Below are 8,839 nucleotides of genomic sequence, written 5' to 3'. Positions count from 1 at the left end.
CGGAAAACCAGCCCCGCGCGTGCCACAGGGCGCGGTTTGTGACCAACTCGCGGGCGGCCCCCGCCGAGCCGCCTCCGCGGGGGAGGGGGTCAGCGCCGGTTTAACAGCGGGGCGGGGCGCGTCGGCTCGGCGGAGGGGGAGGCTTGCCGCTTTTCCGTCGGATGCGCCGCCTCGGAGCCGTCGGCCGGGCGGTGGCGCGATCATGCCCGGAGAGGCGCCTGGTCCATGCGCCAGGGGCCTTGACGGGATCCTCGCCAAGCCCGCTTTCGCGCCTGCGTCCAAGCTGCGCAAGCCCGCCCGTGTCCAAGCTCGTGCCCAAGCCCAAGCCCAAGCTCGCTTCCGCGTCCAAGCCGCGCAAGCCCGCCCGTGTCCGCGCCCGCGCCCAAGCTCGTGCCCCGTCCCCGCCTGCACCCGCGCCCAAGCCTGCACCCGCGCCCAAGCCCGCGCGCAAGCCCAAGTCCGCGCGCGCAAGCCCAAGCCGCGCCCGCTTCCGCGTCCCGTCTTTTTTCGAAATAGGGTATTGCGCGCGCGGGCCTCACCCGGTAGAATAATCCGCGCTGCTGAACGCACGGGGTGTTAGCTCAGTTGGTTAGAGCGCCGGCCTGTCACGTCGGAGGTCGCGAGTTCGAGTCTCGTACATCCCGCCACTTTTGATCACGAGGTCCGCATGCGCGGACCTTTTTGCGGCCCGACGCGGTTTTTCAGCCGACGGCGCGCTCTTTTGCCCCGAACTCTCTGTTAAACACGTACTCTGGGAAAGTTAGGTATGTTGGAGCAGGAAGTCGACCGTCAGGGGCGTGTTGAGCGCCGAGAAGAGCCGCTCCTGCTTCGACCTGAGGTTGCAGCACACCCACCTGCCCCCGACCTTGTTGGCCTTGACCATCCGGGCCTCCAGCAGGCAGTCGTCCACCGACTTGCCCCTGACCGCCTTGCAGGCGTCGGCGAGCTCGCGGTGCACGAGCGCGGTGACGAGCGCGACGAACGCCAGCCCCTGCGCCTTGCAGTAGTCCTGCGCCCCCGGCGACGTGAAGCCGGCGCCGTTCTTCAGCCAGCCGAAGAAGGCCTCCACCGACCATCTGCGCTTGTACGCCTCGTAGACCTCCTGCGCCGACATGTCCTCCCGGCTGGTCTGCAGCACGATCACGCCCATCAGGTCCTTGGCCTCCTCGAACCCCTCGGCCGTGTAGCCCTCGGCGCCCTGCCCGAGCTTCGCCAGGTAGCCCGCCTGCTCCATGGCCTGCTTGTTCAGGTCGCGGAACAGCACGACGCGCGCGCCGCGGCGGCGGGCGTCGCGGTACTCGACGGCCGACGCCCTCCCGCCGCGCCTGTAGACGAACCGCCCGTCCACCTCCGGGTCGGCCACGGCCTCCCTGCAGGCGAGCAGCCGCTTGTGCAGCGGGATTATGTAGGAGCAGCCGTTCGAGGCGAGCGCCTCCACGTTGCCCTTGCTGTAGAAGCCCGCGTCGGCGACGAACATCTTGCCCGTCAGCTCGGCCCGCGTGAGCAGGTCGCGCACGCTGGCCTTGCCCGGCGCCGCCCCCTCGTACATGCGCGACAGCATCGGCCGGCCCGTCCCGACGTCGTAGGCCATGAGCAGGTTGACCTGGTCGGACCCGAGCCTGCCCCGCCTGCAGCCGGGCTCCGCCAGGTCGTTCAGGCGAGACGACGACGGCATCGCGTGCCCGTCCACGGCGACCTCCGGCCCCGCCGACGCGCACAGCGCCGCCTCGAACGACATGACCGGGCCCTGCCTGCGCCCGAGCGCGTCGAGCAGGGTCGCGAGGGCGTCCGGCCCCATCTTCAGCGACGGGAAGCGCAGCGACAGCGCCGACATGGCGAAGTGCCTGCCGGCGTCCTTGGCCGGCTGCATGCCGTTCACGCAGTTCACGACGGCCAGCGCGTAGACCTGGGCGGCGTCGCGCGGGTCGAAGTGCTCCCTGAGCATGGCGAGCACGCCGGCGGAGTTCGCCAGCGCCACCGCGTACTGGCCGAACTCGAGCGTGGTGACCTCGCCCTCGCGCGCCCTCGCGCCGTTGGGGACGAACCCGTCCTCGTCGGTGATCGAGCCTATGCAGCGCCCCATCTCGGTCTTGCGCCTGCCGCCGCGCGCGACGGAGCGGTACTCGTAGACGTAGTAGCGCCCGCCTATCGCCTTGACCATCGTGCCCCTCGGCTTCATCGACCTGATCCGCTCGGGGACGGAGTACTTGCCCATGGGTGCCTCCCTCAACATACCTAATGCATACCTAATTCTAGCATACGGGGACCCGCGCCGGCGCGTCGCCGGAAAACAGCCGCCGCCTGGCGCTGCATGCCGGCGGGCGGCATGATGGGAGATGCCCGGAAGCGCCGTTTCTACCTAACTTTCCCAGAGTACGTGTTTAACATAGCGTCACGCTCCCGAAATATGTCACTTTCAGAGAAGATATTTTAGACCATTTTGTCACTTTCAGAGAAAGATTTCCCTATCTTTTTGCCACTTTCAGAGAAACGATGCTGCGGTAATTAGCCTAAAAGTAGGATAATCTAAATTGTAACAATAGGATGACAGAAGGCGGAGGTGCTATCATCAGTCACCCGTCCCTTGTTGTCAGCCACCCCTCTCCGCACTCTTCTGGCAATGGCTAAAGGGCGTGAACCATGTAAAGCGGAAGATAGGTGCGGTCTCCTTCGTGGCGCAATTGCCCAGGATGTACCACGTATTCGTCACCGATGCGGCTTCCGTACTTCTTCTTAAACTTGTCAAGCGACGTGGTGGTGTAACGTTTTGTGGACTTCGTTTCTATGGGAACTATCTTGGCGTGGGGGTTTCCGGCGCTCGTAAGGAAGTCAATCTCCATACGGTCATCAGGATTGCTGCTGTGTCGCGAATAGAACCACAGTTTGCGTCCTTGGGCTTTAAGCGACTGGGCAACAGCGTTCTCAACCAACATCCCCTCGTTTATCTGGAGTTTCCCCAAAAGTACATCCCGGTAGAGGTTCTCTGCTTCCTTACTTTCGCCGCCAAAGGCATGGGTCGCCAAAAGCCCCGTGTCGGCCATATAACATTTAAGTGTGGGCCGATCCTCGTATAAAGACAGTCCCACGTGGGGGTCGGTCGTGTTGTAGCAGATGTTTGCGATACGTGCATCGGACAACCAGAAAAACGCTTCTTCATAGGTGCGCATACGGGCATCGCTTTGGAGTGCGCTCAGTCTGAATTTCTTTTCGTGCTTGGAGAGTTGGGAAGGTATTTCGTCGAATACGGATGTAACCTTGTATTCGTACCCTCCTGCAAAACGTGCGATGTCGTTGCGATACAAGGTGAGAATCTTTGCCTTTTCAGCTTCGGCGTTGGTGAAGCTGCGATTTTTAGCGTATTCTGCTACTGGGGCTGGCATGCCTCCCACCAGCAGATATTCACGAAATAGTCGCGAGGCTTTCTTGTGAAGGGCATCGGGGAGCGGCTGCATCTTAGTGCGCGCGTTGCGAATCAGTTCGGCGAGGGGGGCTTCTTCGAGGGCCCAGAGAAACTCCTCGAAATCAAACGGAGCCAGTTCGAGCGGAACTTCCTCGGATGGAATGAGGATGTCTTTCGTATTCATTTTGATAGATACGAGGGATCCTGTTTCTATAAAGTCGAAGCGGCCATCCTCTACGAAATATTTCACCAGGCCGCGCGCTCGGGGAAAGAACTGAATTTCGTCGAGAACGATGAGGCTCTGCCGTTCGTAGAGCGGAACTCCGTATATGCCGGACAAATAGGCGAAAAGTGAATCAAGGTCATCGGCAAGGTCGTCAAACAGGGCCTTGACGTCGTTAGAGGCTCGGTAGAAGTCGATGAACAGGCAGGAGCGATATTCCTTGCGACCAAATTCCTGTGCAAGCGTACTTTTCCCGACACGTCGTGCTCCTTCGATGAGGAGAGCCGTCCGCCCTTGGTCGCGCTCTTTCCATGCAAGCAGTTGGTCATATGCTTTTCTTTTAAGCAACGATACCTCCTTGAACTGCGTATACATAGTTTTATAAAACTATTTTTATTGTGAAATGCACGACTAGCACGTGAAGAATATACCATATATGCACGACTAGCACATGAGACACACCCCCATTTTGCACGACGAGCACGTGAAATGGAGATAGAGTGGGTTGGCGAGCCTTGTTTTTGTCACTTTTAGAGAAAGGTTTTCCTGTCTTTTTGTCACTTTCAGAGAAGCGATGCCGCTGTGCTTATCCTGAAAATAGAATAACCTAAATTGTCGCAATGTATTGCGACAATGTGACAATGCGCGTACACTGAGGACAGAAGCGAGGGGTGGCCAACCTTGCGCATGGGCGTGGATGTTCATGCATGCGTCTGCGTCTTACGGGGGAGAATGCAGAGGGCGTTCTTCATGTTCTTAGGAGGAGGAATGTCGGAGTTGAAAGTCCCCGAACGGGGAATCTCTCGCAGAAGCTTTCTCAAAACAACGGCCGCCGTGGCCGGAGCCGCCGCAGTGGGCGGATCCGCGGCCCCAACGATGACCGCGCTTGCCGCCGACGAGCAGAAGGGACAGCCGTCCGAAGAAGAAGTGGTGTGCGTATGCGGCTGCAACTGCCAGGGGACGTGCTCGCTTGTCGCGACGGTGCGCGAAGGCAAAATGGTCAACATACGCTCGAACGAGAACATTCCGTATCCGGCGTACGAGCGCATCTGCAACCGCGGCTTTAGCCATGCGAACCGTCTGTACGATTTCAACCGCGTGAAGTATCCGCTGAAGCGCGCGACGTGGAGCATCGAGGATCCGCACGTTGAGAATCGCGGCAACGACGAGTGGGAGCGCCTGTCGTGGGACGATGCCGCCAAGCTCGTCGCCGACACGCTGAACTACAACACCGAGAATTACGGGCCCCGGTCCAATCTGTTCCTGTGCTCGGCGGGCAACTCCTTCGGTGTGTACGGAGGGTCGTTCACGGGCAACAGCTTCGCCAACGTGAACGGCTACACGACGCTCGACGTGTGCTTGGACTACGGCGACCTGCACGGCATTGGCCAGGTGACCGGCGGCGGCTGGGACTTCAATCAGCGCAACATGTCGGGCGACTATCGCTTTGCCAAGACGCTGTTCATCTGGGACACCAATCCGCCGAACTCCCAACCCCACAACTGGCACTTCTGCATGGAGGCCAAGGACGCCGGTGCGAACCTGGTGGTCATCGATCCCACCTACACCATTGCGGCCGCTCAAGCGACCAAGTGGGTGCCCATCAAGCCGGGCACCGATCCGGCGCTGGGCATAGCCATCCTGAACGCGATCATCGAAAACGAATGGTTCGACCTTGACTTCTTGCGCGACAAGACGTGCGCGCCTTTGCTGGTGAGGGAGGACAACGGGCACTTCCTGCGCTCCACCGACTTCGGCGAGAACGGTCCCGAGGAGCTGCCCGAGTACCCGTTCTCCGGCATGCTGCTCCTTCAGGCCTCGAAGGCGAACAAGGTGCCCACGATCGAGGCCACCGCGCACTACGTGGTGTGGGACGCCGATTCCAACACCTCCTGCGGCATCAACGAGACGGCGAATCCCGCTCTCGAGGGGCGCTACGAGGTGAACGGCGTGAAGGTGACCACCGCCTGGACGCTGCTCAAAGAGCATCTGGCCGAGTGCACGCCCGAATGGGCCGAGAAGATCACCGAAGTTCCGGCCGACACCATCGTGGAACTGGCGCGCATGTACTCGCAGGACACCCCTTCGACCATCTACGCCGGCTACCATCTTTACGACAATTGCGAGGTCATGGGCATGACGTGGGCCACCATGGCGGCGCTCACCGGCAACATCGGCAAGAAGGGCGCCTCCATCGGGCATCTCGGCAAGGACAAGCCCTACCTGAATCGCTCGCCAGATCTGTTCCCCAACGGCTTGAAAGGTCTTGCGAACGACATTCCGTGGCTTGCCTTGAGCGAGATATTGGAGACGGGCCAGTACATGGGCAAGGAGTTCCCCGTCCGCCTGCTGTACAACGTCGGGGCGAACCCGGTGGGCAGCTACGCCGCCCAGAGGCGGATCATCGAGGAGATGCTCCCTAAAATCAACTGCATCGTCACGAACGACCTCGAGTTCTCCGACACCGTGCACTACAGCGACATCGTGCTGCCGTGCACCCACTACTTCGAGTACGAGTGGATTCAGGGCGCCTCGCACGTGCCGTTCATCAACCATGCGAACAAGGTTGTGGAACCCATCGGGGAGGCCAAGGAGGACGTCGACATCTTCCGTGAGATCTCCAAGCACCTTGGCAACGAGGCGTGCACTAAGTTCTACTCCAAGACGAACGAGGAGATGATGCGCGTCATCGTGGACACGGCGGCTGGCGAGAAGCTGGGCATCAGCCTGGACAATCTGCGCAAAGAGGGCGTCATCGCCGACCGCGAGGAGAACTGGATTCACTGGGAGGACCAGCGGTTCCCCACGCTCTCGGGCCGCTTGGAGTTCTACGTGGAGAATCCCGGCGCGCGCATCAACATCGGCAAGCCCATCGACAAAGAGTTTTACCATATGCCGACGTATCACACCCCAAGTGAGGCGTACGACGACAGCGAGCAGCACAAGAAGTACCCGCTGTACCACTACTGCGAGCGCACGCGCTGGCACATGCACACCCAGTTCAACTACGCGCCCATCCTGCGCGAGTTGGATCCGGAGCCGTATCTGCGCATGAACCCCGTCGACGCCGAGAGCCGCGGCATCGCGGAAGGCGACTACGTGGAGGCGTACAACGACCGCGGGCACTGCGTGTGCAAGGCGAAGTTCGACATGGGCGTGCGGCCCGGCATGGTGTCGTCGCCTAAGGGCTGGCCGCGCGAGCTGTACGTGGCGGGCAGCTATCAGGAGCTGACGAACGACCATCTGAACACCATGCATCAGAACACCTCGTTCGACGACACGCTCGTCGAGGTGCGCAAGTACGAGGGAGAGGTGGAGTGATGACCCATTACGGAATGGTGATCGACACCAAGAAATGCATAGGCTGCCACGTGTGCGCCATGGCGTGCAAAGTGGAGAACAACCTGCCCAACGACGTGTGGTGGAACCGCATCCTCACCGACAACGGCGGCGGCGTGGGTTTTGACATGGTGGGCGGAAGCTACCCCGACAACCTCCAGCTCGGCTTCATCGCCATGGGCTGCCAGCACTGCGAGAACCCCGCCTGCGTGAAGGTGTGCCCGGTGGGGGCCACCTACCGCGATCCTGAGACGGGCGTGGTGCGCCAGGACTACGACAAGTGCATCGGCTGCCGCATGTGCATGTCGGCGTGCCCGTACACCGGCGTGCGCTCGTTCAACTGGGAGGAGCCGAAGTACCACATGGATTACGCCGTGGGCGGCAAGGACGTCCCCGTGCATCAGAAGCACGTGGTGGAGAAGTGCACGTTCTGCTACCACCGCATCTCGAAGGGCGAGGAGCCGGCGTGCATGCATCTGTGCGTGGGTCGCGCGCGTTATTGGGGCGATCTGGACGATCCTGACTCCGAGGTGTCGCAGCTCATCCGAGATCGCGAGTACAAGCAGCTGCTTGAAGATCGCGACACGAAGCCGTCTGTCTATTACCTCGTCTGAGCGGAAGGGGAGAATTGCTATGAGCGAGACAACTAACACTCCCGCCGTCAAGGGCGGGAAGGGCCTGACTATTGCCATTGCGGTGGCGGCCGTGGTGACGGTGCTGGGTATTGTGCTGTGGGGGATGCAGCTTTCCGGCGGCATGGTGCAGACCGGCATGCGCAACCTGGACTCGTGGGGCCTCTACATCACGATGTTCATGTTCTTCGTGGGGCTTTCGGCCGGCGGCCTCATCATCAGCTCGGTGCCCAAGGCCTTCGGCATGGAGGGCTTCGGAGGAATCTCCAAGGTGGCCGTGTGGACGAGCATCTGCTGCACGGTGCTCGCCATCGGCTTCGTGGTGGTGGACCTGGGCCAGCCCTTCCGGGTGTGGGAGCTGTTCGCCTACTCCAACTTAGGCTCGCCTTTGATGTGGGACATCATCGTGCTGTTCGTGTACCTCATTCTGTCGGTGGTCTACCTCTGGGCGCAGCTGCGCGCCGAGGCGGGTAAGGTGTCGGCCGTGGCGCTGCGCGTGGTGAGCGTGGTGGCGCTCGTGTGCGCGGTGCTCGTGCACTCCGTGACGGCGTGGATCTTCGGGTTGCAGCAGGCCCATGAGTTTTGGCACACCGCCCTTTTGGGTCCGTGGTTCGTGAGCTCGGCGCTCGTGTGCGGCACGGCGCTCGTGCTCGTGGTGGTGATCGCGCTGCGGCGCGCGGGGTACTTGGAGCTGGAGCAGCGCTATGTGACGCGTCTGGCCAAGATGCTCGGTGCGTTTCTGCTCGTGGACCTGTACTTCTTCGGCTGCGACCTTCTGACGAGCGCATTCCCTGAAGGAAGCGGTGCGGAAGTGGTGGCTATGCTTACCACCGGCTCGCTGGCGCCCTTCTTCTGGGTGGAGATCATCGGGTGCGCGCTCGCGGCGGTCGTCTGCTTCGTTCCGTCGCTTCGCACGAACCCCCTTATTGTGGTGGCAAGCTTGCTTGCTATCGTGGGGATCTTCTGCAAGCGCGTGCAGCTTCTGGTGGGTGGCTTCCAGATCCCCAACGTTGACTATGCGTTTCAGACTAACGCCCTGACAGTTACAAACTGGGAGGGCGGCTTCGAGGCGGCCTACCAGGGCATGGTGTATTGGCCAACCGCCCTTGAGCTTGGTGTGGCGCTGGGTATTTTGGGTCTGGGTGCGCTCATGTTGTGCGTCGGCCTGAAATTCCTGCCGCTTAAACAGGCTGAAAACGTGCACTAGCGTGCGAGAGTGAGAGAGGCGGGCAGGGTGCTGCCCCC

General features: G+C 61.3%; 5 protein-coding genes and 1 tRNA gene. 4 read left to right on the top strand and 2 right to left on the bottom strand.

Going from position 1 to position 8,839, the window contains the following annotated elements:
- Nucleotides 1-570: 570 nt before the first annotated feature.
- A tRNA-Asp gene (locus ACWKY3_RS01470) sits at nt 571-647 on the top strand.
- Nucleotides 648-760: 113 nt separating this feature from the next.
- Here ACWKY3_RS01470 and ACWKY3_RS01465 read toward each other — a convergent pair.
- Nucleotides 761-2,215, bottom strand: a complete 1,455-nt coding sequence (locus tag ACWKY3_RS01465; RefSeq protein WP_449314652.1) for a transposase — start codon at nt 2,213-2,215, stop codon at nt 761-763.
- 409 nt (nt 2,216-2,624) lie between these two features.
- Nucleotides 2,625-3,998: an ATP-binding protein gene (locus ACWKY3_RS01460; RefSeq protein WP_449314651.1), complete on the bottom strand. Its 1,374-nt coding sequence runs from the start codon at nt 3,996-3,998 to the stop codon at nt 2,625-2,627.
- 393 nt (nt 3,999-4,391) lie between these two features.
- On the opposite strand from ACWKY3_RS01460, the gene ACWKY3_RS01455 reads away from it, so the two are divergent.
- The 3 genes from ACWKY3_RS01455 to nrfD are packed head-to-tail and all read left to right on the top strand — an operon-like array spanning nt 4,392 to nt 8,801.
- Nucleotides 4,392-6,944: a molybdopterin-containing oxidoreductase family protein gene (locus ACWKY3_RS01455; RefSeq protein ID WP_449314650.1), complete on the top strand. Its 2,553-nt coding sequence runs from the start codon at nt 4,392-4,394 to the stop codon at nt 6,942-6,944.
- Nucleotides 6,944-7,576 carry a 4Fe-4S dicluster domain-containing protein gene (locus tag ACWKY3_RS01450; RefSeq protein ID WP_449314649.1) on the top strand — a complete coding sequence of 211 codons (633 nt, stop codon included), beginning with the start codon at nt 6,944-6,946 and terminating at the stop codon, nt 7,574-7,576. The genes ACWKY3_RS01455 and ACWKY3_RS01450 overlap by 1 nt, the downstream gene beginning before the upstream one ends.
- Nucleotides 7,577-7,595: 19 nt before the next feature.
- Nucleotides 7,596-8,801 (top strand): NrfD/PsrC family molybdoenzyme membrane anchor subunit, encoded by a 1,206-nt coding sequence (nrfD, locus tag ACWKY3_RS01445; RefSeq protein WP_449314648.1) that lies wholly within the window; start codon nt 7,596-7,598, stop codon nt 8,799-8,801.
- Nucleotides 8,802-8,839: the final 38 nt, after the last annotated feature.

Source organism: Rubneribacter sp. (assembly GCF_965361815.1).
The sequence above is the reverse complement of the archived record's forward strand: the minus strand, read 5'-3'. Positions and strand labels throughout refer to the sequence as shown.